This window comes from Paenibacillus sp. FSL H8-0280 (genome assembly GCF_045040665.1).
Classification (GTDB): domain Bacteria; phylum Bacillota; class Bacilli; order Paenibacillales; family Paenibacillaceae; genus Paenibacillus; species Paenibacillus xylanexedens_A.
Genome location: NZ_CP150296.1, coordinates 5,412,128 through 5,437,727 on the forward strand (window position 1 = coordinate 5,412,128; position 25,600 = coordinate 5,437,727).

23 protein-coding genes are annotated in these 25,600 nt (G+C 45.8%); 3 read left to right on the forward strand and 20 right to left on the reverse strand.

From position 1 onward, the window contains the following. Positions 1-685 precede the first annotated feature (685 nt). From MHI12_RS23545 to MHI12_RS23570, 6 genes are all read right to left on the reverse strand, one after another. A complete protein-coding gene (locus MHI12_RS23545; protein WP_405170503.1) occupies positions 686-1,954 on the reverse strand; it encodes an SEC-C metal-binding domain-containing protein in 1,269 nt (422 codons plus the stop codon). A gap of 629 nt (positions 1,955-2,583) precedes the next feature. Next, a complete protein-coding gene (locus MHI12_RS23550; protein WP_341008615.1) occupies positions 2,584-3,030 on the reverse strand; it encodes a hypothetical protein in 447 nt (148 codons plus the stop codon). A gap of 104 nt (positions 3,031-3,134) precedes the next feature. Further along, positions 3,135-3,641 carry a type 1 glutamine amidotransferase domain-containing protein gene (locus MHI12_RS23555; protein ID WP_340964060.1) on the reverse strand — a complete coding sequence of 169 codons (507 nt, stop codon included), beginning with the start codon at positions 3,639-3,641 and terminating at the stop codon, positions 3,135-3,137. Between the two features lie 266 nt (positions 3,642-3,907). Continuing rightward, entirely contained in the window at positions 3,908-4,075 is a 168-nt protein-coding gene (locus MHI12_RS23560) for a hypothetical protein (protein WP_405170504.1), read from the reverse strand. Between the two features lie 76 nt (positions 4,076-4,151). Beyond that, positions 4,152-4,613, reverse strand: coding sequence for a D-aminoacyl-tRNA deacylase (gene dtd, locus MHI12_RS23565; protein WP_405170505.1), 462 nt, complete (start codon positions 4,611-4,613; stop codon positions 4,152-4,154). A gap of 12 nt (positions 4,614-4,625) precedes the next feature. Then, positions 4,626-6,803: a bifunctional (p)ppGpp synthetase/guanosine-3',5'-bis(diphosphate) 3'-pyrophosphohydrolase gene (locus MHI12_RS23570; RefSeq protein WP_036616894.1), complete on the reverse strand. Its 2,178-nt coding sequence runs from the start codon at positions 6,801-6,803 to the stop codon at positions 4,626-4,628. A gap of 373 nt (positions 6,804-7,176) precedes the next feature. On the opposite strand from MHI12_RS23570, the gene uraA reads away from it, so the two are divergent. Continuing rightward, positions 7,177-8,493 carry a uracil permease gene (gene uraA, locus MHI12_RS23575; RefSeq protein ID WP_405170506.1) on the forward strand — a complete coding sequence of 439 codons (1,317 nt, stop codon included), beginning with the start codon at positions 7,177-7,179 and terminating at the stop codon, positions 8,491-8,493. Positions 8,494-8,648: 155 nt separating this feature from the next. On the opposite strand, the gene MHI12_RS23580 is transcribed toward uraA, so the two are convergent. From MHI12_RS23580 to MHI12_RS23605, 6 genes are all read right to left on the reverse strand, one after another. Next, the gene (locus MHI12_RS23580; RefSeq protein ID WP_091020472.1) at positions 8,649-9,164 is read right to left on the reverse strand and encodes an adenine phosphoribosyltransferase; all 516 of its coding nucleotides are present in this window, start codon (positions 9,162-9,164) and stop codon (positions 8,649-8,651) included. Positions 9,165-9,201: 37 nt separating this feature from the next. After that, complete coding sequence (recJ, locus tag MHI12_RS23585) at positions 9,202-11,610, reverse strand: single-stranded-DNA-specific exonuclease RecJ (RefSeq protein WP_405170507.1); 2,409 nt, start codon at positions 11,608-11,610, stop codon at positions 9,202-9,204. Positions 11,611-11,650: 40 nt separating this feature from the next. Then, positions 11,651-12,610: a cation diffusion facilitator family transporter gene (locus tag MHI12_RS23590; RefSeq protein ID WP_405170508.1), complete on the reverse strand. Its 960-nt coding sequence runs from the start codon at positions 12,608-12,610 to the stop codon at positions 11,651-11,653. 72 nt (positions 12,611-12,682) lie between these two features. Continuing rightward, positions 12,683-13,591, reverse strand: a complete 909-nt coding sequence (gene secF, locus MHI12_RS23595) for a protein translocase subunit SecF (protein ID WP_091027615.1) — start codon at positions 13,589-13,591, stop codon at positions 12,683-12,685. Beyond that, positions 13,581-14,831 carry a protein translocase subunit SecD gene (gene secD, locus MHI12_RS23600; RefSeq protein WP_051447453.1) on the reverse strand — a complete coding sequence of 417 codons (1,251 nt, stop codon included), beginning with the start codon at positions 14,829-14,831 and terminating at the stop codon, positions 13,581-13,583. Before secD ends, secF begins: the two co-directional genes overlap by 11 nt. Before the next feature lie 91 nt (positions 14,832-14,922). Further along, a complete protein-coding gene (locus tag MHI12_RS23605) occupies positions 14,923-15,162 on the reverse strand; it encodes a post-transcriptional regulator (protein WP_036617497.1) in 240 nt (79 codons plus the stop codon). A gap of 227 nt (positions 15,163-15,389) precedes the next feature. Between MHI12_RS23605 and spoVB the strand changes: the two genes are divergently transcribed. After that, positions 15,390-17,024, forward strand: coding sequence for a stage V sporulation protein B (spoVB, locus tag MHI12_RS23610; protein WP_405170509.1), 1,635 nt, complete (start codon positions 15,390-15,392; stop codon positions 17,022-17,024). A gap of 3 nt (positions 17,025-17,027) precedes the next feature. Here spoVB and MHI12_RS23615 read toward each other — a convergent pair whose 3' ends face one another. Further along, positions 17,028-17,741: a YetF domain-containing protein gene (locus tag MHI12_RS23615; protein ID WP_405173044.1), complete on the reverse strand. Its 714-nt coding sequence runs from the start codon at positions 17,739-17,741 to the stop codon at positions 17,028-17,030. Positions 17,742-17,969: 228 nt separating this feature from the next. On the opposite strand from MHI12_RS23615, the gene MHI12_RS23620 reads away from it, so the two are divergent. After that, positions 17,970-18,362, forward strand: coding sequence for a TIGR04086 family membrane protein (locus tag MHI12_RS23620; protein WP_341008623.1), 393 nt, complete (start codon positions 17,970-17,972; stop codon positions 18,360-18,362). Positions 18,363-18,489: 127 nt separating this feature from the next. Here MHI12_RS23620 and yajC read toward each other — a convergent pair whose 3' ends face one another. From yajC to ruvC, 7 genes are all read right to left on the reverse strand, one after another. After that, positions 18,490-18,801, reverse strand: coding sequence for a preprotein translocase subunit YajC (gene yajC, locus MHI12_RS23625; protein WP_036616875.1), 312 nt, complete (start codon positions 18,799-18,801; stop codon positions 18,490-18,492). Between the two features lie 67 nt (positions 18,802-18,868). Continuing rightward, positions 18,869-20,005, reverse strand: a complete 1,137-nt coding sequence (gene tgt / locus MHI12_RS23630) for a tRNA guanosine(34) transglycosylase Tgt (RefSeq protein ID WP_405170510.1) — start codon at positions 20,003-20,005, stop codon at positions 18,869-18,871. Positions 20,006-20,048: 43 nt separating this feature from the next. Further along, on the reverse strand, positions 20,049-21,077 hold the full coding sequence (gene queA / locus MHI12_RS23635) for a tRNA preQ1(34) S-adenosylmethionine ribosyltransferase-isomerase QueA (RefSeq protein ID WP_405170511.1): 1,029 nt from the start codon (positions 21,075-21,077) through the stop codon (positions 20,049-20,051). A 6-nt stretch (positions 21,078-21,083) separates the two neighbouring features. Beyond that, on the reverse strand, positions 21,084-23,171 hold the full coding sequence (locus tag MHI12_RS23640; protein WP_405170512.1) for a SpoIID/LytB domain-containing protein: 2,088 nt from the start codon (positions 23,169-23,171) through the stop codon (positions 21,084-21,086). A gap of 105 nt (positions 23,172-23,276) precedes the next feature. Beyond that, positions 23,277-24,287: a Holliday junction branch migration DNA helicase RuvB gene (ruvB, locus tag MHI12_RS23645; protein ID WP_017686767.1), complete on the reverse strand. Its 1,011-nt coding sequence runs from the start codon at positions 24,285-24,287 to the stop codon at positions 23,277-23,279. A 55-nt stretch (positions 24,288-24,342) separates the two neighbouring features. Then, entirely contained in the window at positions 24,343-24,957 is a 615-nt protein-coding gene (gene ruvA, locus MHI12_RS23650) for a Holliday junction branch migration protein RuvA (protein ID WP_036616866.1), read from the reverse strand. Continuing rightward, positions 24,954-25,457, reverse strand: a complete 504-nt coding sequence (gene ruvC / locus MHI12_RS23655) for a crossover junction endodeoxyribonuclease RuvC (RefSeq protein ID WP_017686765.1) — start codon at positions 25,455-25,457, stop codon at positions 24,954-24,956. Before ruvC ends, ruvA begins: the two co-directional genes overlap by 4 nt. Between the last annotated feature and the right edge of the window lie 143 nt (positions 25,458-25,600).

The following is a 25,600-nucleotide window of genomic DNA, read 5'->3' on the forward strand; positions in this document are numbered from 1 at the left end:
GATAGCATATGCTTCCGAAGTAGCTTTCTTTCAGAAAGCTTTTAGGCGAATGCTTCGCTTTTACAGGTTTTTTCTGCACTCTCCGTTTTCGTGTATTTCTTTTAAATCAACTTATATAACAAAAAAATCCCTCGCCCTGTCTGCTATGTATAGCAAACAAAGGGACGAGAGATTGTGTAATATACATTCACCCGTGGTACCACCCACATTCCGGAAACCTGACACTTTAGCCGTTCAGGTGATCTCTGATGATTCAAGATTGCATACAGCACCCTGATCAAGCAGATATTCCGCTCTACGTGTAACGCACGTCCTGCGCAGGCCGGCTACTGGTCAACAGATTATCTCTGCTGTGTTCGCCGTCTGTTCTCGGGGAAGTCATTCGTCCGCTCATCAAGAGAATCCTTACAGCCTGGGGATTCCTCTCTGGTCATGTGGGCACGGAGTACTTGGTCCCGTCATCAAATCAGTAATATAGTTCAAAAATCGACTTGTATTGACTATAGTCAACGTATTATTTTCTGATTGTAATGAACCGCAGTGCTAAAGTCAAGGGTTAACACAAAAAGATAGCTCTAAAAAATTTTGCTCACACGCAGCATGGTATGTGGAGTCCACAGAAAATATGGCTAGTAGAAGCTGGATTTATCATATGAATTCCAACTTCTATTCGCTTCTTATTCCTCTATTGTTGCAGCATCCACTTCAACAGATCCGGCGCGCTCGCCCATAAACGGGAATGCATAATGACATATTCAATCGCTTCGTCGGAGTCGCCAATTCCGACAAAGTCAGGGAGGTTATGCGGCAGCCGTTTCAAACCCAACAGGTAATCAGGCACATGTTTGTTCACACCCCGGGCCACACGGTACAGCATTTTGAGCTGGGAGGTGATTCCGTTTTTCTTATACTCCAGAATGATCTTGTCATAGGCAAAGGCCGTTACGGCGTCACCTCTTCCATACTCCTCCAGCAATTGCTCTGCCTGATCCAATTGGTTACTGTATAAATACACAGCAGCGAGCAGGTAACGTGCTCCGGTATTGTCTTCCGTATTAAGCTCCAGAATATGCTCCAGAATATGTGCTGCTTCTTTCGTATCTCCGCCAAACCAGCAGGATTCGGCATAGCTTTTGCATATCCGGATATAGGGACGAGTCTCATGAAGCCCCCAGAAGTCCCCTTTGTTCTCCTCAAAGAACAGTTCGCCCAGTTCACGTTTGCCAGCAGCGATTCCTTCCTTGAGGTAAGATCGTGCATCATTCTCATTGTCCGATTCCTCAGCTAGAATAAGATATGCATCAGAGCTGTCAGGATACATCTCCAGCGCTGTTTCCGCCAGATGTACTTTCCGTTTGGAAGAGCTCGCTTCCCTCGCCTTAGACAGCAGAGCCTGTGCTTTGTCTTTCGATGTGCCTGGACCGTTCAGCATCAATAGCTCGTCCGTTTCACCGCCCATGCCGTATTCTTCGATGTAACTATTCATCTCCTTAACCTTCCGGGAGATCGTGCCTGTCGTTACCTCATATTTATCAGCCAGCTCAGCCTTTGAGACATTGAAGCCGTATTCCTCGGACAACAAATACTCAATTGCAGCAGAGAACGAGCCTGTCTTCTTCACAGTAGGGCGGGTCTGACGGGAGTAGCCGTTCCATAACACCAGAGCTTCCAAAATTACCTCTGGCTCGTATTGGTTCCTCATGTTCTCAATAGTCTGCAGGGCCAGCTGTTCGTGAGCCGGGTGCTCCCATTTCAAATCGCTTGCCACCATCTTTTTCAGCTTGGTCAAGGTCAGTTTACTCTCAGGTTGAATGGAGGCTTCCCGAACCAGTTGCTCCGTTGATATTATCCCCAGTATGGATTCTACTGCAGAGGACTCCTTGTTCAGACAACATTTCTTATATTTTTTCCCACTACCGCATGGGCATAAATCATTTCTTCCAACCTTACTCAAAACTAATTCCCCCTTAAATCTGTCTCTAGCCATTCGCATGAGAACTCTGTTGCTTTAGCATTGTAGGTGTCATTTCTCAAGAGGCATTCTATATAACTTTCAAATTCCATCGATCAAGTAGAAACGGCTGCCCCTTACTTAAATAAAAAAGGCGGGGCCATTTCAGCGATTATATGTTCATCTGGAATATGACGGATCACTCTGGCGATGAGTTCCTCATACTCTCTGTCATAGGATTGAATTCGCCTGAACCCAATCGCTGGAGCTAGATTTACCGTCCAATGTAGCCCAACTATGAAAACAATTCGCTGTAGAATATATAAACCCATCTCTCTATTCTAGCAAAAATTGAATAAAGGGGTAAGCTCTGCCCAAAACATACACATTCTCAGCTCAAAAAAAATAGCCTGCACACGGTGTGCAGGCTCAAAGGATATATAAAAAAAGGGGGTCATGTGTGTTATTATAAGCCCACTATGTTAAAGGCTTATGTATCTAATATTACAGTAATATTACAAAAATGATAGCGCTTTATAAATTAGTTTTTTAATATCCTCCTGATTAAAAAGCCCTTGCACATCACTCGACTATGTGGTCGAGCAGTGCAAGGGCCAAGAAGTATCTACACGTTAATTCAAATCTTCCACATAGGCATGGTTGGAACGAAGCTTATGAACAATCTCGTCATAATCCTCATCCCTTACTTTGGCAGACAGAACATAATGCAGATCATTATAATCGGCCGAAGACACATCTGCAGCATTCAGCATGTCTCCATCCTCATTCACTCTGTCACGAGTATCCCGTTCTGCATCACGGTCCACATTGGCTACCACAGGGATCACATTTTCGCTGGCTGGAACACCAGGGGCTGCACCTACACCCATTGCACCATTGGTACCTACGCCACCTGCTGTATTATAAGGCACCAGTGGCACCATAACACGCGTGTCTCTACCTATCGCACTGTCCAGTTGACCTACTTCCAAATGCTCTGTACGAAACGTCTGAAGTGAAGTTCTTGCTCCCTCTGCCTCGTCCTCGGTTCGAAAATACGCCTGAATATGTTTTGTCATGTCAAACCCTCCTTTTTCGGAATGAAATGCAACGTGAAGTTTGTAAACGTCACGATGTTACGTAGTTAAGATACATCAATGTATGTCAGTTGTACTGGCTGAAGTTATATAACTTTTAGCAGTTCACGTACAAACGCTGGCTCATCTTCAGGCGTACGGGATGTAATATAGTTTCCATCCACAACGGCCTCATGATCCTTGAACTCTGCCCCTGCGTTTACCATGTCATCCTTAAGCGGTGGATAGGATGTAATCGTGCGGCCTTTCAACAGACCAGCACTAGCCAAAATCTGAGGACCATGGCAGATCGCTGCGATTGGTTTCTTCGCACTGTTGATCTCGGTGACAAACTTCAAGATGTGCGCATCAGTTCGCAAATTCTCAGGGGATGATCCACCAGGAATCACGACCGCATCATAATCTGAAGCGGATGCATCAGCGATCGCCTTATCTGTGGTATAGGAGGCCTTTCCTCCTTTACCTTTAAGGGTCTCACCGGCTTTTAATCCGATAATCTCCACTTCATGTCCAGCTTTTTTTACTTCGTCATACGGGACCTGCATCTCCGAATCTTCAAAGTCATTCGCCAATAAAAAAGCAACTTTACTCATAACGTATGTTCTCCTTTCCGTGTTCGAACTTTCTTTATAAAATCGGGTCTTGCAGTACATTGGCACTTCGTTGTGCCTCATTTTGTTATTACCCTCACCAGAGTAATTTATAACAATCCAATGTAATTTCATTTTGTAACGAAGTCGTCAAACGAACACTTAAAAAGTTCTACTCACGACAAAAAGTCCTGATTCGGGAAGGAATCAGGACTTTTTTAGAATCTGTATAATCCAAATATCGGATGTTTATATACCTGTGTAAACATTCAAGATCGCGGAAGATGACTCTGCTTCCCTTTGTCCGAATCCTGAAGTGCCCAGATCGTTGCAACATACTCAGCAGCCGAACGGGCAAGGTGCAATGATTCATACAGGTTGCCAGGGAGCAACAAAGGTTCTGTACGGGTACGTGTTTCTTTCTCAGATTGGCGCATAATTGGATGGATACTCCTTTGATCATGAAATAGTCATCAACGAATTATCCCTTATTATGGCCTGAACCCTATGAAATTATGCACGTGGTTCCTGACGAACCGGACTTTCAAGCATCAAAGTCACGGGTCCCCAGTTGGTAAATGTTACATCCATCATCGCTCCGAAACGCCCGGTTTCCACCTGAATACCTTTATCCCGTAGCAGTTGATTAAACGTTTCATATAACAGTTCTGCCGCTTCAGGTCGGGCCGCAGCCGCAAAGCTCGGGCGCTTTCCTTTGCGACAATCTCCGTACAGGGTGAACTGGGAAACAGACAATACAGCACCGCCAACGTCAAGCAGACTGAGATTCATCTTCTCCTGATCATCCTCAAATATCCGCAACCCACTAACTTTGTCAGCCAGATACTGGGCATCCTTCTCGGTGTCCTCATGGGTAATGCCTACGAGCAGCATTAATCCGGAATCGATCTTACCTGTCAGCTCGTCTCCCACGGTCACCTGAGCCTCTTTACAGCGTTGTACAAGCACCCTCATCTTACAGGCTCCTTACTGCATAATCCGATGCACCGAATAGACATCTTTCACACGTTTGATCCGTTCTACAACGGATTGCAGATGATCCGTATTACGAATCAGAATTGTGACGTGCACCAATGCTAATTTATTTTTATCTGTCCGTCCTGTGACGGCAGATATATTGGTTTTACTTTCGGATACAGCCTGAAGTACCTCGTTAAGCAAGCCATTCCGATCATGGCCTGTAATCTCAATATCCACACTGTAACTTGCTTCGATATTCTCTTCCCACTCGACCTCAATAACACGTGCTGCTTCTTCTCCATCTGCACTTGTCGGGATATTTGGACAGTCACTACGGTGTACGGAAACGCCGCGTCCGCGTGTAACGTATCCGATAATGTCATCCCCAGGTACAGGATTACAGCATCGTGCGAATCGAACAAGCAGATTATCGATGCCTTTGACACGAATACCGTTGGTTGGTCGATTTCTGCGCTCAGGTGCAGGTTTCAGCTCGCGCATCTCGGAATTTAATTCCAGCAAACTGGACTCTTCCTGCTCTTTACGCAGTTTTTCGGTTGCTTTTGTTACAATCTGTGCAGCAGTAATCCCACCGAATCCAACAGCAGCAAGCATGTCATCAATATCGTTAAACGCATATTTTTTGGCAGCTTCCATCAACTTGTCATCCGTCATCCACGCAGAAGGATCAAGCCCCATACGTTTTAGTTCACGCTCACAGCTCTCCCGACCTTTTTCAACGTTTTCTTCACGGCGTTCCTTCTTGAACCATTGCTTGATCTTTGCTCGTGCATGAGAAGATTTCGCAATTTTCATCCAGTCCTGGCTCGGTCCGTAAGAATGTTTAGACGTCAAAATTTCGATGATATCACCTGTCTTCAGATGATAATCGAGCGGAACAATCCGACCGTTTACTTTGGCACCAATGGTCCGATTACCAACCTCCGTATGGATTCGATAAGCAAAATCCAAAGGAACAGAGCCGATTGGCAATTCGATGACTTCTCCTTTTGGCGTAAATACAAATACCAGATCCGAGAAGAAATCCATTTTGAGTGACTCTACGAATTCTGATGCATCCTGTGCTTCGTTTTGAAGTTCAAGAATTTCACGGAAGAACGTAATCTTGTCTTCAAAATGATTTCCGTTCGCAGCGCCTTCTTTGTAGGCCCAGTGAGCAGCAATACCAAATTCAGCAGTCCGGTGCATATCCCATGTCCGGATCTGTACTTCTGTTGGTTCGCCATTGGGACCAACTACCGTTGTATGCAGCGATTGATACATATTCGCCTTTGGCATCGCAATGTAGTCTTTGAAGCGTCCAGGCATCGGTTTCCATAACGTGTGTATAATTCCCAAGGTAGCATAACAATCCTTGATATTATCCACAATAATACGAATGGCGAGCAGATCATAAATTTCGTTAAACTGCTTGTTTTTGGTGGTCATTTTCTTGAACACGCTGTAGATATGTTTCGGGCGGCCCGAAAGGTCTGCCTGAATTCCCATCTCATCCAGCTTGTTCGTAATTCCATCCATAACCGTATCAATATATTGCTCACGTTCTGCACGTTTTTTGTGCATCAGGTTTGCAATTCGGTAATACTGCTGCGGATTCAAATAACGGAGGGCGATGTCCTCCATTTCCCATTTGATTGCAGAGATACCCAAACGGTTTGCAATCGGACAAAAAATTTCCAGCGTCTCATATGAAATCCGGCGCTGGCTTTCTTCCGACTGAAACTTGAGTGTCCGCATATTATGCAGACGGTCAGCCAATTTAATCACGATGACACGGATGTCCTGCGCCATGGCGATGAACATTTTGCGGTAGTTCTCGTTCTGCTGTTCTTCCTTGGAGCGAAACTGAATACGTTCCAGCTTCGTCAAGCCGTCAACAAGCATGGCACACGTATTGCCGAAATGATTGCGGATCTCTTCAAGTGAGACCGTAGTATCCTCTACTACATCATGAAGAAGCGCTGCTATTATGGAGATGGTGTCCATCTGCATGTTCACAACAATGTCGGCAACCGCAAGCGGATGCAGAATATACGGTTCTCCCGATTTTCGCGTCTGTCCATGGTGGGCCTGATCAGCAAATTCGTAAGCTTCTCGTATGCGCACCAGATCGGGTTCTTTGATATATGCCCCGGCCTTCTCGAGTAATTGCTCTATGCCCATTCTGATCTGTTCCGTGTCCTTTCTATACCAAATGGAACCCGTGACAGTGCTGCAACACAGGTTCCCCGTAAAAGTAATTTCCTATAATTATGACGCTTCGCCCGTTTCCCGTCAACTGCTGACGAATAAGAGCGCTTATCCAATTTTTATATTGGTGATCTGAAATACTTCTATCCCATTTCCCTATGACTCACAGGGGATTGGATGTATTTCTTATTTCTTATGTATTATTGCCGTTATTTGCTGAAATAGAAGGAAAATTCATGAAAATATAAATTCCATCGCTTTGCTACGTCAAAAATGTTATTGCTTAATTAAGAGAAACTCTGTAATCTATTGAAAGTTTGTGTTTCGGAAAAGGAGATGAAATTCATTGCAACGTGAAATTCAGGTTAATCAAAAGATGCCACTTGGCTCGGGTTCACTGCTTAGCCTTCAGCATTTGTTCGCCATGTTTGGCAGCACGGTGCTTGTACCAAACCTGTTCGGTGTTGATCCAAGTATGATCCTGCTGATGAACGGGATTGGCACACTGTTGTACATACTGATGTGTAAAGGTAAGATCCCTGCATATCTCGGGTCCAGTTTTGCCTTTATTGCACCTGTCACAATGGTATTAAAACAACATCCAGAGAATGGCTACTCCGTGGCACTTGGAGCTTTTATCATAACAGGACTTGTGTTCTGCCTCGTGGCCCTCATTATTAAATTTGCGGGTACCGGATGGATTAACGTAGTCTTCCCACCAGCGGTTATGGGCGCCATCGTTGCTCTGATCGGTCTGGAGCTTGTACCTGTTGCAGCTGGTATGGCAGGATTGATTAACTCTGATCCTGTTGCTAACCCGAACTGGGTGCCGCAGGCCAAACCCATTATTCTATCCATGGCCACGCTTGGTATCACTGTCATTGGAGCCGTAACGTTCCGTGGATTCCCCAAAATCATTCATATTCTAATCGGAATTGTATCCGGATATGTATTAGGCTATTTTATGGGTCTGGTTGAAAAAAAAGCTATTGCAAACGCTGATTTCATCTCACTGCCAACCGTAACAACGCCTACATTTGACTGGTCCGTTATTTTTACCATTTTACCTGTAGCGCTTGTGGTTATCGTTGAACATATTGGACATTTGCTTGTAACGAGCAGCATTGTAGGCAAAGATCTTTCGAAAGACCCTGGGCTTCATCGTTCCCTGCTTGGTAATGGGGTCTCCACCATTTTGTCCGGGTTTGTAGGATCTACTCCTAATACAACCTATGGTGAGAACATCGGTGTTATGGCACTGACTCGTGTCTACTCCACATATGTCATTGGTGGTGCAGCAGTCATTGCAATCGTACTCTCCTTCTCAGGAACATTCTCGGCGCTTGTGGCTAACATTCCTGTACCCGTTATGGGCGGCGTATCCCTGCTCCTGTTCGGGGTTATTGCAGCATCTGGTCTGCGTATTCTGGTTGAACAGAAAGTCGATTTTGCCAAACCGACCAATCTGCTGCTTACTACACTTGTATTGGTCATCGGACTGAGTGGTACAGAAGTTACCTTCTACGGCGTTCATCTGAAAGGGATGGCATTGGCAACCATCGTCGGAATCCTGATGAGCTTGTTGTTCAAACTGTTTGAAGTGTTGGGTTGGTTGAATGATGATTCGCGTAAACAGCCTATCACTGAAAAAACGCCCGATTAATTTCCATCGTATACACATCAAAAAGCCTGTTCTCCCTAACCTTTAGGTTGGAAGAACAGGCTTTTTGATAATCATTAATGCTGTATATTATTTCCCGGGAAAAGGGAAAAGCGATTCAGGTTTTAATCACAACACTCCAAGTGGAGATTTTAAACTTAGTAGTTCATCAATGTGAATACATCGATTTTCTCTGGCAATTTAGCACGACCATTCAGATCAGACAGTTCGATCAGGAAAGCAGCACCAACAACGTTCCCACCCAATTGTTCAATCAAGTTGATGGAAGTTGCAATCGTTCCACCCGTTGCGAGCAGATCATCTGCGATCAGGACATTTTGACCTTTTTCAATCGCATCTGTGTGCATCGCGAGTGTATCCTTGCCATACTCGAGATCATAACCAACTTCAATCGTCTCTCCAGGCAGTTTTCCACTTTTACGAATCGGAGCAAAACCGACACCAAGAGCGTATGCCAGAGGGGCGCCCACAACGAAACCACGTGCTTCAGGTCCAGCAATAACGTCAATTTTGAGATCAGAAACCATCACTTTCAGTTCATTGATCGCATTGCGGTACATTTCTCCATCTTTCAACAATGTTGTAATGTCCTTAAAGCTGATTCCCGGTTGTGGAAAGTCAGGGATGACACGAATATAATCTTTAAAATCCAAAATAATCTCCTCCTAAAATAAATACACAAACTTCCATCTAAGATACGCCCTTCATCCGGGATATCATCCATTGTGTCAGTTGCGGTGTGGCTGCATCCAGCATCACCTGTTCTATTTCGGCCATGTTTTCGAGCGCCTGATAGTGACGTGAAGCGGTTAGTTCACGCTTAGGCGGGTTATCCACAAACGCAATTTTGCCGTTATCACGGGTAATGAAGGATAACTCTTCGAATACATCCAACATCATCGTAATCATGCGCGGCGAACAACCACACTGACGACTGAGCACAGGAGTAATCTCTTGTTCCTCCACGGGTTCAGCTTTCCATTTCAACACCTGCATATAAATACGCTTAAAGAGTTCTCTGGAAGGCATCTGAAGGCGATCTCGGCGGTTGCCTGATCCGTGCAGAAGGATGATATTCTCAGCTCCACTGAACAAAGCCAGCATGGCATTAAGTTGTTCCGGGGTTTCCGGCGTATCAAACACAAATAACGTCCGGACTTGTTCCTGTCCATAATGCTGTGCAGCAGCATTACACGGAAATAACCCGACCTTTCTATCATATACCCAAAGGCAAGGTTCATACAATGAATTTCCCTCGGAAACATCTGTTTCTTTCCGAACAATAGCACCAACAGAACCAGATTTATATCGCAGATGCACCTCAAGTGAGCTCAAGAAATGTTTCATCGCATTTAAAGGCTCGGCATTACCGCGCAAATCAAACACTTGGACCTGAGGAACATGAATGTCCTGAAGCATCAATTGAGGTTTTCTCATCCCATTCCATTCATTGATGGACAGTTCTCCCATCACATCAATAACGGAACCTGGGAGAAGAAACTCTGCTAACGCTCCCTTGCCAAAAGCGACGGTTTCCAGTTGCTGACCATCCTGTTCCAGAACCAGTTTCAGATGGCGTTTCTCTCGTCCCATTGTTCTGGTTTCCTTCACAGTCACACTTCTCAATACAAACCGTGGCGAAGGATTGCTCATTCCAAAAGGCTGCAATCTGTCGATCTCCTGGATCACTTTCAGCGGAACATCACTGATTCTGCATTCATCATCCGCAAGACGTTGAGGTACAAAGTCCTCTTCAGTTAATACAGATGCAGCAAACTCATTCAAACCAGCCTCAAGTTCTTCCAGCTGATCCCGATGCAAGGTCATACCTGCTGCAGCAGGATGTCCCCCGTAATGGTCCATGGTGTGTTTATTGACTGTGAGCGCCTCATAGATATCCAAGCCATCAATAGAGCGCGCAGAGCCCTTGCAGACACCGCTCTCTGGATCGATCCCAAGGATAAGTGTAGGTCGGTAATAACGCTCCAGCAATTTGGAAGCCACAATACCAACCACTCCGACGTTCCAGCCCTCACCAGCCAATACGATTACATCTGGAACGGATCCTGAACGAAGCTGTATCTTTTGTTCCAACTGTGCCGTTGCTTCTTGTAATATGCCCTCTACGACTTGCTGCCGCTCCCGATTCAAAAGATCAAGCTGGCCCGCAAGCGTATGAGCTTCATCCAGATTCTCGGCGGTGAGAAGCGATACCGCTCTCCCGGCATGATCCAAACGTCCACTGGCATTAATACGAGGCGCCATGGCAAAGGCAATATTAATCGAAGTCACCTGACTCTGATCCACACCACTGATTTCCAGCAATGCACTTACACCAGGAAGACGTGAACCACGCATCGATTCTATTCCATAACTGACAATAACCCGGTTCTCCCCTTCCAAAGGCATCAGATCGGCAACGGTGCCGATGGCAGCGATCTCCATCCATTCACCGGGCACTTCTCCGATTAATGCCTGAGCGAGCTTCAAGGCTACTCCCGCTCCTGCCAAACCTTTAAAAGGATACGGACAGCCCGGAAGTTTCGGGTTAATAAGTGTAAAGGCTTCGGGCAAAATTTCAGGCGGCTCGTGGTGATCTGTCACAATAACTTCGATGCCCAGCGTTGCCGCATAGGCAATCTGTTCAACAGCACTGATTCCGGTATCTACGGTAATAATCAATGAAACGCCTTGTTGATGCGCCCAATCCAACGCATGGTTGTGCAATCCATACCCTTCATTCGAGCGATGAGGGATATATATATCGTACGAAGCCCCAAGATGACGCATCAAATGGATCATGAGCGATGTGCTCGATACGCCATCAGCGTCATAATCCCCGTAGATCAAAATATGTTCTTCCCGCTCCAATGCCAGCTTGATACGTGGCACAGCTTCATTCATGCCGAGGAGAAGATAGGGATCATGCATCTGATTCAGATCAGGATGCAAAAAACGTTCGGCCTCCTTCTCATTGTGCACTCCTCGACTCACAAGCAAACGTCCAACAAGGGGTGAAACGGAAAGCGCCTGCGAGAGTCCCGCAGCCGCCTCCAAATCGATATTCGGTGTATTCCACCGGTATTGCGAATAAAGCAATGATAACGCTCCTTTCCTGATCTACTGGACCCGCGCTTCACTACTGAATTAATGTCGCTTCGTGATCGGGCAGTTCATGATTGGATTTATAGGGATAACCTGGATCATAAGGTATCGCTTGAATCTGTACTTCTTTCACATGACTGAAACGGGTGAGCAGTAGTGTCTTGGCCCGATTAGCAATCTCCTGTGCTTCCAGTATTGAGATTCTTGGATTCACACTAATGACCAGCTCAATCGTAACGTCATGTTCCTGTTCACGTGCAACCAAATGTTCAATGGTAATGATGCCATATACCCGCTGTACGGTCTCTTTGAAATCTGACGCTTCTTCCTGCTCCAGTTCCTGAACGAGTGAGCCATAGACTGTGTCCACAATCATTCGGTAACCCTTGTGAAGCACAAAACAGGAAGCAATCAACGCAGCCGTGGGGTCCAGGTAGAGCAGCATGCTCAAACCCGTCTCTTCACCAGCCATCGATCCTATAATGCCGATTAACACGGTGAGCGAACAATAGAGTGCACGGCGATGTTGCTGTGCATAGGCCAGCGCCTGAGACTGGTTTCGTTTACGGAAATATCTGTACTGAAATTGAAAAATCGCTTCTTTCACAGCCAAAGCTGCAACAGCCACCAAAAGTACCGACTTGCCTGGTGCTTCCGGTTCACTTCCGGAGAGACTACCCAATGCGGAGATAGCAAGTTGTAATCCACCCATGAGGATCAGGACAGATAACAATACTGAGATTCCGGGTCTAGCAACACGTGAATGTTCTTTAAACCGGCCTCTGTGAGCCCTGCTCTTATCGCGTACAGACTTGGAGGGAAAGAGACCAGCCAGGGCAGAACCAGCTTCAGAAGCAGAATACAAGCCGTCAGCGAGCAATGATTTGCTGTTTGCCATATAACCGACTCCCGCTTTGATCACCGCAAGTCCCATATTACCAGCAATACCGCTCCATGTGGCAGCCTGAGCAGATGGGATATGTTCTCTGGTCATGAATATTCCCCCTTAATTCTGTACATAAAGTTGCAAAACCGCGCCTGGCAGACGCGGCTCACAATAAGATGTTTAGTTAGATTCTTTAGCTACTGTTTTTGGCTTTTCCACTTGTTTACCTTTAAGCATCAGCCATAGTGGAGCGGCGATATAGATTGAAGAATATGCACCGAACAGTGTTCCGATAACCATCGCAAGTGAGAACATGCGAATGGATTCTCCACCAAATATGAACAAACAGATTGAAGCTGCAAACACCGTGAATGTTGTATTCAGGGAACGTGTCATCGTTTGAGCCAAACTGCGATTGACTACTTCGCGTAGGTCGGCTTTGGTTGTCTTTTTGGCAAAACGCAGATTCTCACGAATCCGGTCAAAGATAACGATCGTATCGTTGATCGAGAACCCGACAATGGTCAATACTGCAGTAATAAAGGTCAGATCGACTTCCAAACGGAAGATTGAGAACACACTTATTACGACAAATGCGTCATGGAAGAGTGCGATAACCGCAGCCAAACCAAAGCGCCACTCAAATCGAATCGCAACATAGATCATGATCCCGATACTTGCAATGAGTACCGCGTAGATCGCGTTGCGCTCCAATTCTTTGGCCATCTCTGGATCGACGGTATTTACTTCATAGGAAGCCGATGCATCCAGTTTGGTAAATTCCTGTTTAAATTTGCTCTCTTGGGTCTCATCCAGTTCATTGGAGAACCGAACATTTACACGGTCAGCCCCCGGTGTAATGGTAACATCACCCTCATCAACACCGATGTCCTTAACGATAGGTTTAATCTGCTCCGCTGTGATTGCTTTGGATACCGAGATATCCACATTCGATCCAGCACGGAAATCAACTGCATAATTCAAACCCAAAGCCAAAATGCTGATGATCCCCGTAATCGTCAGAATAATCGAGAAGATATAGGCAATCTTACTACCTTTAACATAATCAAAATTCCAATTAAAGCGCACGAATTTCACTCTCCTTCACTCCGAAGTACTTAGGCTTCTTCAACACGTTACCCCGTACAAGCAGGGTCAACAGGAAGCGGGAGAAGAAAATATTCGTGATAATACTGGTGACAATATCAAAAATCAGCACGAGTGCAAAACCTTTAACCGCACCTGTTCCCAAGAAGAACATAACAGCCGCAGCAATAATGGTTGTGATGTTGGAGTCAATGATTGTTCGGAAGGAATGTTTACCACCCGCTTTAACCGAAGACAAGATCGACTTACCACTGCGCATCTCTTCTTTAATCCGTTCGTACGTGATGATATTGGCATCCACCGCCATCCCTATACCCAGGATAAACGCCGCAATACCTGGAAGGGTAAGCACGAATTCTCCTAAATAGAAGATTGCAAGTACCAGCCACGTATGTGTGATCAAGGCAAAACTCGCGATAATACCAGGAATGCGATAAAGCCCAATCATGAACACTAGAATAATAACGGAACCAATCAATCCCGCTTTAATGGTCTGATCCAGAGAAAGCTTACCAAGTGTTGCACCAACACTTTGTGAATACTTCTCTGTAAGTTTCAGTGGCAATGCACCCAGGTTAATGGTGTCACGAAGCTGGTTTGCTTCGTCACGTGTGTAAGCACCCGAAATCTGAGCGGAACCATCTGTCAACTGTTGTCTAACGGTTGGAGCAGATAACAGCTCATCATCCAAATAAATAGCGAGAGGTTGTCCGATCAAACGTTTGGTAATCTCGGAAAATTTGGCTTTGTCTTTCACTTGAATGTCAATCATCGGCTCATTCAATTGAGTGAACACAACTTTGGCTGCATTCTCAACAAATTCATTTCCGCGAAGCTCAATTTTGGTGTATTCGCCTTCCTTGTCGTTCTCAGCTTTACTACGGAAGGTCAGAACAGCCGGCTCTTTCATTTTGGCTCTAACTTCAGCCTCGTCCGTAACCCCTGCCAACTTCAATCGAATCCGGTTGCTTCCTTCAGTGGTTACCTCCGGTTCGCTTGTTCCGAGCGCATTGGCGCGGCTTTCAAGACTTTTGGCCGTTTGCACCAAAGATGCTTTGGTGACTTGTTGACCTGCTTCGAGCGGCTCTGCTTCATATAAGATCTCGTAGCCTCCCTTTAAATCAAGGCCCAAGCGTATATTTTTGAGCAGTTCCGGGCTTGTTCCCACCATTACCCCTGTGGTGACAAGCACGACCAGAATGAAACTGATAATTCTTTTCATGCCGTTCCTAGATCCCCTTTCGTTCTCAATATTCCTATTATAGCGATGCCGTAAAAAGCAGTCAATTTTCAACAAAAAAGATCCCTTTCGTCTAGAAAGAGGACCCCCGGTATGCAGACACGGTCATAAAGTTCATAAAGCTTGTTGCTTTCAGTGACAAAATGTCGTTCACCAGCTGGTGAAGCGGTGGAATGCCCTGTTTTTCATATTTATGACTGACGCAATTCCAGACATCTTTGCTGGTGACATATTCGTAACCGACAAGCCTTAATTCCTCCGCTTTGCTACGGCAGAGCATCTCTATTGACTGTTCCAACTCCACATCATTCATTTCTTCCAACGGGGAGCCTCCCTTCGTACATCCAAGCCTTTATGCGGCATCAATATTACATGATTCGACTTCGCCTGATCATATTCCTTCTTGCTGATTATGGTTCTTTTTGTTAATCGTGTCCAAGTTGTCATGAGAAGATAAAGGACTGGCATAGGATGAAGAACAACGGCTTTGTCCCGTTTATGTTGATAGCCTGTACTTTCAACCGGGAAAGAGGGGTAGTCTTGAAGAAACAGACATTTATCCAGGGGGCCATGATCCTGCTCGCGGCAGGCATAATTAATCGAATACTTGGTTTCATTCCGCGCATTGCGCTGCCACGAGTCATTGGTGCAGAAGGTGTTGGCATCTACCAATTGAGCTATCCCTTTTTTATCGTACTGGTGACATTAATTACGGGTGGTATTCCGCTCGCCGTAGCCAAGCTCGTAGCCGAAGCTGATACCGGTGCCAATCGTTATTCCCCCCAGCGAATCCTGCAAGTAAGCTTAAGCTTTACGTTGACCTTGGGTGTAGTATTCATGTTTTTGTGCATCCTATTTGCACCCTGGGTTACCAAGTACGTGCTCACAGATGAGCGGGTATACCATACGTTCGTTAGTATGAGCCCCATGATTGCCATTATCGCCGTATCTGCTGTCTACAGAGGGTATTTCCAAGGTAAGCAAAACATGATGCCTACTGCCATTTCATCCATTGTTGAAACCATCATTCGTATCGTCTGTGTCATTTGGTTTGCCTGGCTTCTCCTCCCCCACGGGATTGCCCAAGCTGCTGCTGGTGCCATGCTGGGAGCGCTCGTTGGAGAATTCGGCGGTATGCTTGTACTCTTGTGGAAGTATAACAGGCAGAAGAAAGAGTTACCACTCGCTATGCAACAGAACATGTCCAATCTCACAGCCAAACCTTCAGCCAAACCTTTAAACCCAATACCTTCAGTTCTGAAAGAAACGGGTACTCCACAGCCGGGATTAATCCGGCGTTTGCTTGCAATCTCTATTCCTGTTACAGCAGGCCGATTGGTTGGCTCCTTATCCTATTTGGCCGAAACTATTGTTACTGCCCAGAGTCTGGCTCTGGCAGGCATATCCAAAGGGCTCGCTACAGCACAATATGGTGCATTACAAGGTATGATTATTCCCTTGCTGCTGCTGCCGGGGGCACTAACCTCATCGCTCGCGACATCACTTGTGCCTTCACTGTCTGAAGCTTCTGCTCAGGGAGATCGCGCACTGATTCACAAAAGAATGCATCAGGCATTACGCTTGGCACTTGTGACAGGTGCTCCGTTTTCTGTGTTTATGTATGTGCTTGCCGAACCGATGTGTCTTGTTCTGTATAATGATGCATCGATCGGAAGCATGCTGAAGCTAATGGCTCCTTTTGCTTTGTTCATTTATATTCAAGCTCCTCTTCAAGCTGCATTACAAGCTCTTGACCGTCCGGGTAAAGCATTGCTGAATACGTTTATCGGTGCTGTTATCAAAATCACGTTGATTTTAACACTTGCTTCCCGGCCTGAATATGGCATCTTCGGTGCAGTCATCGCCATCTGTGTGAACTCTACGGTAGTTACCCTGTTACATGCCCAAAGCGTACGTAGCCTGCTACAGTTCCGCTTCAAGATGATGGATTGGGTGAAGACGGGTGCAGGAATGTTTATTATGGGAGCAGCGACCCTACTCGTATACGAAGAGACTGCCATGATATTGCCTTTTTGGGTGAGGATGCTTCTCGCTCCTTTAGTCGGGCTTATCGTGTATTTCATCGTTATGGGCTGTACGAAAATGATTGACTTTCATGATCTGTCTCGTGCTCCTTTGATAGGTTCATGGTTCAAACGTCGGTCAGGCAAATGATTTTCATTTTTTATCATCTTTTGGACTGACATATATCTTCCCATTGTGGTCAATGGAGCATATAAATACATCTTTGAAATCCAGAATTCCGTTATGTTGAATTTGATTTTTCAGCCAAAATCTCGTTTTCTGGATGATCTCCAGATTCTGATCCTGGACCTTTCCGTCCATAATTAAGGGTAGTGGCAGACCTTCATATTTAATATTTGGAAATCCGTCAATCTGGTTTTTTCCCGTTTTGGATTTACTGGAAGAAGAATCTTCTAAGTCAGAACCGGAAGAATTGCTGTCGTTAGAAGTATTCTCATCCTTGGGAAAAACGGTCAACTTGCCTGTGGTCTCCAAAATAGCGAAATCAACCTCACCGATACTGTCTACATTCTGTTCACGGAGTTGTTGCAATAGATCATCCAGATTATATCGTTGCTTCCGCATCTCATCCCGGTGAAGAACGCCTTTGGAGATCAAAACAGTAGGTTTGCCATCAATTATCAGGCGAAGACGCCGACTTTTAAGACCTATAAAGGCCATTCCGATCTGTACAATGATCAAGGTAAGCATGGGGGCAATCCCATAAGAGAGTGGTTTATCAATATCTTCAATGACAAAAGCAGCCATTTCAGCAAGCATAATGGACACGACCAGATCAAACATGGATAGCTTACCAATCTCACGTTTACCCATAACCCTCATTGCACAATACACCAGAAAGTACATGAGAATGGTTCGAAAGATATGTGATCCGACATCTGGGAAGTTCACAACAGGGGTCCTCCTTCGAAACTGAGTTTTTAACAGTTAGCTGGGTAGTGCAATCCCTATTTTGACCTGAACCTTACATGCTCATGCAGAAATAATCCGTTCATTTAATGGAAAACAGTTCATAAGTCCGAAGGCTTGACCATACACTGTATTAACTTATAACTTGTACAAGGGGGTTGCTTCATGCAATTGATCCGCCGCTTGGTTTCGTTTCGAGTGTCCAATCCGATTCTGTCAGGCCTCTGTCAGGCTTTTGTATGGATGTTTATCGGGGCATTTATTCTCTCCTTGTTTCTCTGGATGAGCGGAATGCGGGAACAGGACCTCTCGTTGTATACCTATGTTGTTCATGGCTTGTCATTATTGGTTGGTGGTTTTGTCGCAGGCAAACGTTCTGGTGAAAAAGGATGGTACTACGGAGGGATTACCGGAATCGTATATGGACTCCTTGTGCTGTTGATCGGATTTCTCGCGCTGGATGCTTCGTTTAATTGGAAGGATAGTTTACAACTGATTAGCGCGTTCTTCATTTCAGCTCTCGGTGGCATATTCGGTGTTAATACGCATCGCTCCTAACTGACTGGTAAAGAACATCGACCTTCCCTCATAAATCAAAAAAAAAAGAACCGGGTCTCCAGGGAGATCCGGTTCTCTACTAGGGAATACGCCACAAACGTACCCTCGTTATTCTATGTTACAGTAACTATTCAACAGCCGTATCACGAGCTACAGCCGTGCTGATTGCATTACGATCAAATGTAAGCTTAGTTACATCGTTTACACGCAATACAACCACATCGTCCGTAATCTCAGCGATCGTACCGTGAAGGCCACCAATCGTTACAATTTTATCGCCCTTTTTCAATTGGCTCAGCATCGAATTCCGTTGCTTTTGCTTTTTGTTCTGTGGACGAATCATCAAGAAGTAGAAAATTGCAACCATGAGTACCAAAGGTACGATCAAAGATACGATCCCACCGCCTTGCGCTCCTGCTAGAGGCATTCCTTGAAACATTCAAACTCCCCCTTATCGACTATACATACAGATATTGCTTGTTACGCCAGTTCCCTTAAAACCTCAATCAGAAACCTTTGTCATTGTCATGAAGACCATATTGATCGAAAAATTCATCCCGGAAATCAAGCAAACGATCTTCCATAATGGCTTTACGTACATTACGCATCAAATTCTGCAGGAAATGAAGATTATGGATCGTTGTCAAACGCAGGCCAAATGTTTCATCTGCTTTGATCAAATGACGCAGATAAGCTCTGGAATAGTTGCGACAAGTGTAGCAATCACATTCAGGATCTAATGGTCCAAAATCGTTTGCAAACTTGGCATTACGAATTACCAGACGTCCTTGGCTGGTCATCGTTGTTCCGTTACGGGCAATCCGAGTAGGCAGAACACAATCGAACATGTCCACTCCACGAATAGATCCCTCAATCAACGCATCGGGCGAACCTACCCCCATCAAATAACGTGGTTTATTGGACGGCAACAAAGGTAACGTATAATCCAGTACACCATACATCAAATGTTTCGGTTCTCCAACACTCAGTCCACCAATAGCATACCCCGGGAAATCCATGGAAGTCAAATCTGCGGCGCTCTGACGGCGAAGATCTTCATGCATGCCTCCCTGTACGATGGCAAACAGACCTTGATCATGCGGACGAGCGTGACTTTCGAGACAACGTTCTGCCCAGCGGCTCGTTCTTTCGAGTGATTTTTTTACATATTCATATTCAGCCGGATACGGTGGGCATTCATCAAACGCCATCATAATATCGGAGCCAAGTGCATTCTGGATTTCCATGGCCACTTCAGGTGAAAGGAACTTCTTGTCTCCATTCAAGTGGGAGCGGAAGTTAACGCCTTCTTCCGTAATTTTGCGCATCTCGCTGAGAGAAAACACTTGGAATCCGCCGCTGTCCGTCAGAATTGGACGATCCCAGTTCATGAATTTGTGCAACCCGCCAGCTTCACGGATGATTTCATGTCCTGGTCTCAGAAACAGGTGATAGGTATTACTCAAAATAATCTGAGCATCCATTTCTTTCAATTCTTCAGGACTCATTGTTTTGACAGTCGCCTGTGTACCTACAGGCATAAAGGTTGGTGTCTCAATAACACCGTGAGGTGTATGTACACGTCCCAGACGTGCACCGGATTGTTTGCAAGTTTTGATATGTTCATACGTAATTGCTGCCATTGGTTTTAATCATCCTCTAAAAGTTAATCGTTATACCGTTATACTAATATATCAACATGGCATCGCCGAAGCTGAAGAACCGGTATTTCTCTTGGATGGCTTCCTCATATGCCTGCATAATATGTTCCCTGCCTGCTAGTGCACTAACCAACATAACCAACGTGGATTTCGGGAGATGAAAATTCGTAAGCATCCCATCGATCACTTTGAAGGAATAGCCCGGATAGATGAAAATGCTGGTCCATCCGCTGCTCGCTTGCAGTATTCCATTTTCAAATTTGCTGCCTACCGTTTCCAAAGTCCGACAGCTCGTTGTCCCAACCGCAAAAACACGGTGTCCATTCGCTTTAGTCTGGTTAATCAGATCTGCCGTTTCTTGTGACAAGGAGTAATACTCCTCATGCATAACATGATCTTCTACGACGTCGACCGACATCGGTCTGAACGTTCCCAGTCCTACATGAAGCGTAATGAAGGCGACATTAACACCTTTGGCACGAATCTGATCCAACAATTCATCCGTAAAGTGCAGTCCCGCTGTAGGTGCAGCCGCCGATCCTTCATGCTTGGCATACACGGTCTGATACCGTTCGCGGTCATCCAATGTCTCTTTGATATAAGGTGGCAACGGCATCTCACCCAGACGGTCCAGAATCTCCTGAAAGATTCCATCATACGTAAACGTAAGTGTACGTGCCCCCATTTCGCCCTCTTCTTCAATGATTGCCTTCAGTTCCTCACCAAATACGATGACCGAACCGGCTTTCAGCTTTTTACCCGGCTTAACCAGTGCTTCCCACTTGTCACCTTCCACATTTTTGAGCAATAACACTTCCGCTTTTGCTCCGGTATCTTCTTTTGTACCGAATAGACGGGCTGGTAGAACACGTGTATCATTCAGAATCAATGTATCGCCGGGATTCAGAAAATCGATAATATCAGGAAACGTTTGATGATTAATCTCACCACTATCTTTGTTCAAGGTAAGCAAACGGGATGCCGTGCGATCAAGCAACGGCGTCTGTGCTATCAATTGCTCCGGTAATTCAAAATCATATAAGTTCACATTCATTTAGTTTCATTCCTTAACAATAGTCGCATTTTGATAATAGTGTTTCAATATTGCCTGGTAATCATACCCTTCATCTGCCATGCCTTTGGCTCCCCATTGGGACAAGCCCAATCCGTGGCCATTGCCCTGACCGATGAACATGAAGGTCTGACCCTGCGTCACCGCTCTCGCTTGACCATCACCACTCATAACCACAAGTGCATTACTAGATGATGTTCCTGCGCCAGAAGAAGACAATACAGAGGCACCATTTGAGCCGGTTTTACTGGCTGTTTTGCCGTCAGCGCCTAATACAGTATAACTTCCGGTCCCTGCAATATCAAATAGAGTGCTCGGTAATCCACCGAGCGCAGAGCGGTATGTATCGGCATATTTCACCGTCATAGCCTGTCCGTTGGCAGTGACTTCAAGTGCTCTTCCGGAAGGTCCACGCTTGGTCACTTCCAAGGTTGAGATTGAAGCAGGAACAGACGCTGTTGTTTTACCCTGAAGGGATTTAACCAACTGGGCAGACGTGAAAGGTCCTCTCACCCAAGCATAATCGTTGGATTGAGCTACTTTTGCCAGTACAACAGCTTCGTTGCCTGGATTCATTTTGGCTACAGGTTCAACGGTGGATTGAATTAACGGAACGGCACGCACATTGGTATTCTGAGCCGTTACCGTCACTTTTGCCAGTCCTGCATTGGTCTTGGTCGTTAATTCTTTGATGTTGTCCTCACGAATGTACCCGCTAACGCCTGTACCCAGCAGCACATGGTACCACGTATGTAATCCTGCCTGGGCTGATGTATCCCCTGAGCTAACCACATTGGTGAACACACCTACTCCGCCGTTCCATACCTCAGAAGGATGAGCCGTCTGGCCGCCAGCATTGGAGGAGAATACAGCTTCGATGATTTTCCCACCGCTCTTGACCACTTCTCCAGCCGTTGCATCCACTGCACTGGTTACTTTATCGTTCTCCGAACCAATCCCGTTATAGGCTTGGCTGAGCGTTGTATCCACGACATTCGCAATTTTGAAACGTTCACCCTGTTGAAGCGCGTAGGATCGAGCAGCTACGGCTTGAACTTTCAGAGCTTCAGCAGGCCAGGAGGAATACACCTCTGCCCCTACGACAGAGTACAGGTATTGCTCCAGTGGAACGACGTTGACCAACGCCAGATCACCGCTCACGATGCTGATTTCCATATCTCCACGATACGTTCGCTGGGAACGCTCCACTACTTTGATACCATTGCCATTCCCTTGTACTAATGCTTTGGATTCAGTACCTGCAATAGTGTAATGCGGAGCTGTTTTGAGTGCATCCGTACTTAATCCTGCATCCTGGCGGATGATGAGCCCTGCACTATTGTTGACAGGTGAAAGGCTTACCCCCGGAGCTTTGGCTTCCACACTGTTCTTCAATGCGGTTAATTCCGCATCCGTTGAAGCTTCACCCACCCATACCGCGTATGCTTGGCTTCCTCCACTCAGTTGAAGGACTGGATAGACACTACTAACTCCTGCTGATAAAAGGTTGGCTTGTGCTGCCTCTGCTTCCTGAATCGAACCATAGGTTCCAGCAGACAGGCGTTTACTTCCCGTTACAGCTGGCTTTTGACCAGCCAATTGAGCTGCCGCTACCTTTTGTACTCGTGTAACAGCTTGTCCTGCCAGTGCCTCCGTTGCATAGTTGCCTGTGTAGAGCTGGTAAATAGCATTTCCATTCACAGACGTTGTGAACAGCAACGGTTTATCTGCGGTTGCCTGCAACAATTTTGCTGCTGCAGATGCTGCCTTGAAATCCGCTGTTTCCAACACTTTCACTCGAAATCCATCTGCGCTGAAACGGACCTGCCCTGCCAGAAGGCTTACATTTGCGCCACTCTCCGATTGGATGCTCCATTGTCCTGTCGATTCAAGCGTAATGAGTGGTGTAGTTGATTTATACGTACTGCCCAGATTCGCAAACATGGCTACCCGGATCGTCTGTCCATCATTTCCTGCTGCATATGCAGGCACTTGCAGACAACCCACTGTCAAAAGAGCTGCCGCCAGTACCTTCAATCGACGACTCCACTTCTTCGTTTGTATTGCTTTTCCCACAATCAGACTCCTCTCCATGCATTTCTTTCATTTTATATCGGGTTAACACGTGATTATTTCAAGGTTTATGGTGAACGTTCAAATGAGCATGTTCAACAGATTCGATTATTTCCCATCTCTTGGTGGAACAGGAAGACCCAAATGATGATAGGCGAGATCTGTTACGATCCTGCCTCTTGGTGTACGCTGAATCATACCAATCTGAAGAAGATACGGTTCATAAACATCCTCGATCGTCTGACTTTCTTCACCGATTGTAGCAGCAATGGTATCCAATCCTACGGGACCTCCCCGGAAGCTGTTGATCATCGATTTGAGCATCTTATGGTCAATGTCATCCAAGCCACGTGGATCGATCTGGAGACGTTGCAGCGCTTCTTCCGCCAGTGTCTGCGTTATAATCCCATCACCACGTACCTGCGCAAAGTCGCGTACTCGTTTTAACAAACGGTTGGCGATCCTTGGTGTCCCACGTGAGCGTAATGCAATCTCTTCAGCAGCATCTCCCACAATCTCCACACCCAAAATTTCTGTGGATCGTGAGACGATGTAAGCCAGCTCATCAACCGTGTAGAATTCCAATCGACTGATAACACCAAATCGATCTCGAAGTGGAGCAGACAGCAAGCCAGCACGCGTTGTAGCCCCAATCAGAGTGAATGGTGGCAGATCCAGCCGAACGGAACGTGCACTTGGACCTTTACCAATCATAATATCCAATGCCGAATCTTCCATAGCGGGGTACATGACTTCTTCAACCGTACGATGCAAACGATGAATCTCATCAATAAACAGGACATCGCCTTCCTGCAGATTGGTTAACAATGCTGCAAGATCACCCGGGCGTTCAATGGCCGGGCCTGACGTAGTTCGTAAATTAACACCCAATTCGTTGGCAATAATGTTGGCAAGTGTTGTTTTACCAAGTCCAGGTGGTCCATATAACAAAACGTGATCCAATGCCTCATTACGAAATTTGGCAGCTTCAATATATATCTTTAAATTTTCCTTCACCTGATTCTGCCCGATATATTCATTCAGATACCGGGGACGAAGACTCAACTCAACATTTTGGTCCTCCATCATCAGGTTCGCGGAAATAATCCGATCATCCATGTTCATCCCTACCTTTTTTTGCAGGCTACAGCTATATTATAATATGCAATTTGTATTATCCCGTAAACAGCATTTGCAGCGCCTTTTTCATCAACACATCAACGGAATCTGCTGTAGTAACATCCTTTTTCAATTTGAGCCATACTTTATCAAGCTCACTGTCAGTATACCCAAGTGCCTTGAGACCTTCACGTGCCTCATCCCAGGCTGAACCACTTCCCGACTCTTCCGATGGAGGAGCGAACAAACCTGTTGCATACGCTGCCGCGCCAAAGCTATCCAGCTTATCCTTGAGATCCAGAATCATGCGTTGTGCAGTCTTCTTGCCGATGCCTGGCAATTTGGTCAAGAACGTAAGATTCTCCTGATAAATCGCCGTAACCACATGTTCTGGTGTACCTCCAGCGAGTATGCCCAGAGCTACTTTTGGACCGATACCGGATACTTCAATCAGTTTACGGAACAAACGCTGCTCATCCCGTGTAACAAATCCAAACAGCAACATCGCATCCTCACGCACATGATGGTGAGTGTATACGGTAATTTCGCCTTCTTGCTTCGCAAACGCAAATGGATTTGGACAGAATACGCGATACCCTACACCATGAACATCCAGCACAATATAATCATTCTCTACATGAATGAACTGTCCTCTTAGAAAATCAATCATTTTCGCAATACCTCATTCAACTTGGAATTTAATGTATAAGAGTGTGCGTGGCACACGGCTACAGCCAATGCATCCGCTACGTCATCCGGCTTAGGAACGACCTGAAGACGCAAGAACATTTTGACCATCTCCTGTACTTGCTTCTTCTCTGCTTTACCGTACCCCACAACAGCCTGCTTGATCTGCATTGGCGTATACTCTGCAATAGGCAAACCCTTCTGTGCCGCAGCAAGAACCATGACGCCTCTAGCCTGACTGACAGACATCGCTGTTGTAACGTTCCGATTGAAAAAAAGTTTCTCCAGCGCTACTGCGTCCGGTTTGTATTTATCAATCAATTGCACCATACCTTCATATACGTGAAGCAACCGTTCCTCTTCAGGGGTATGAGCTTCCGTCTGAATACATCCATATTGTACGGGTACCACCTTACTGCCGATTTTATCCACAAAACCAAAACCAACAATCGCAATCCCCGGGTCAATTCCCAAAAAACGCAAAACCATCTCTCCCTCACAAAAGCGAACATATGTATCGTTCATTTCATTATAACAAAAGATAGACCCTGCGGCAGGAAAAACTTTGTCTAACTGATTACTCGTCTTTATTCGTGGATTTTTTACATGTTTATTCGTATTTTCAA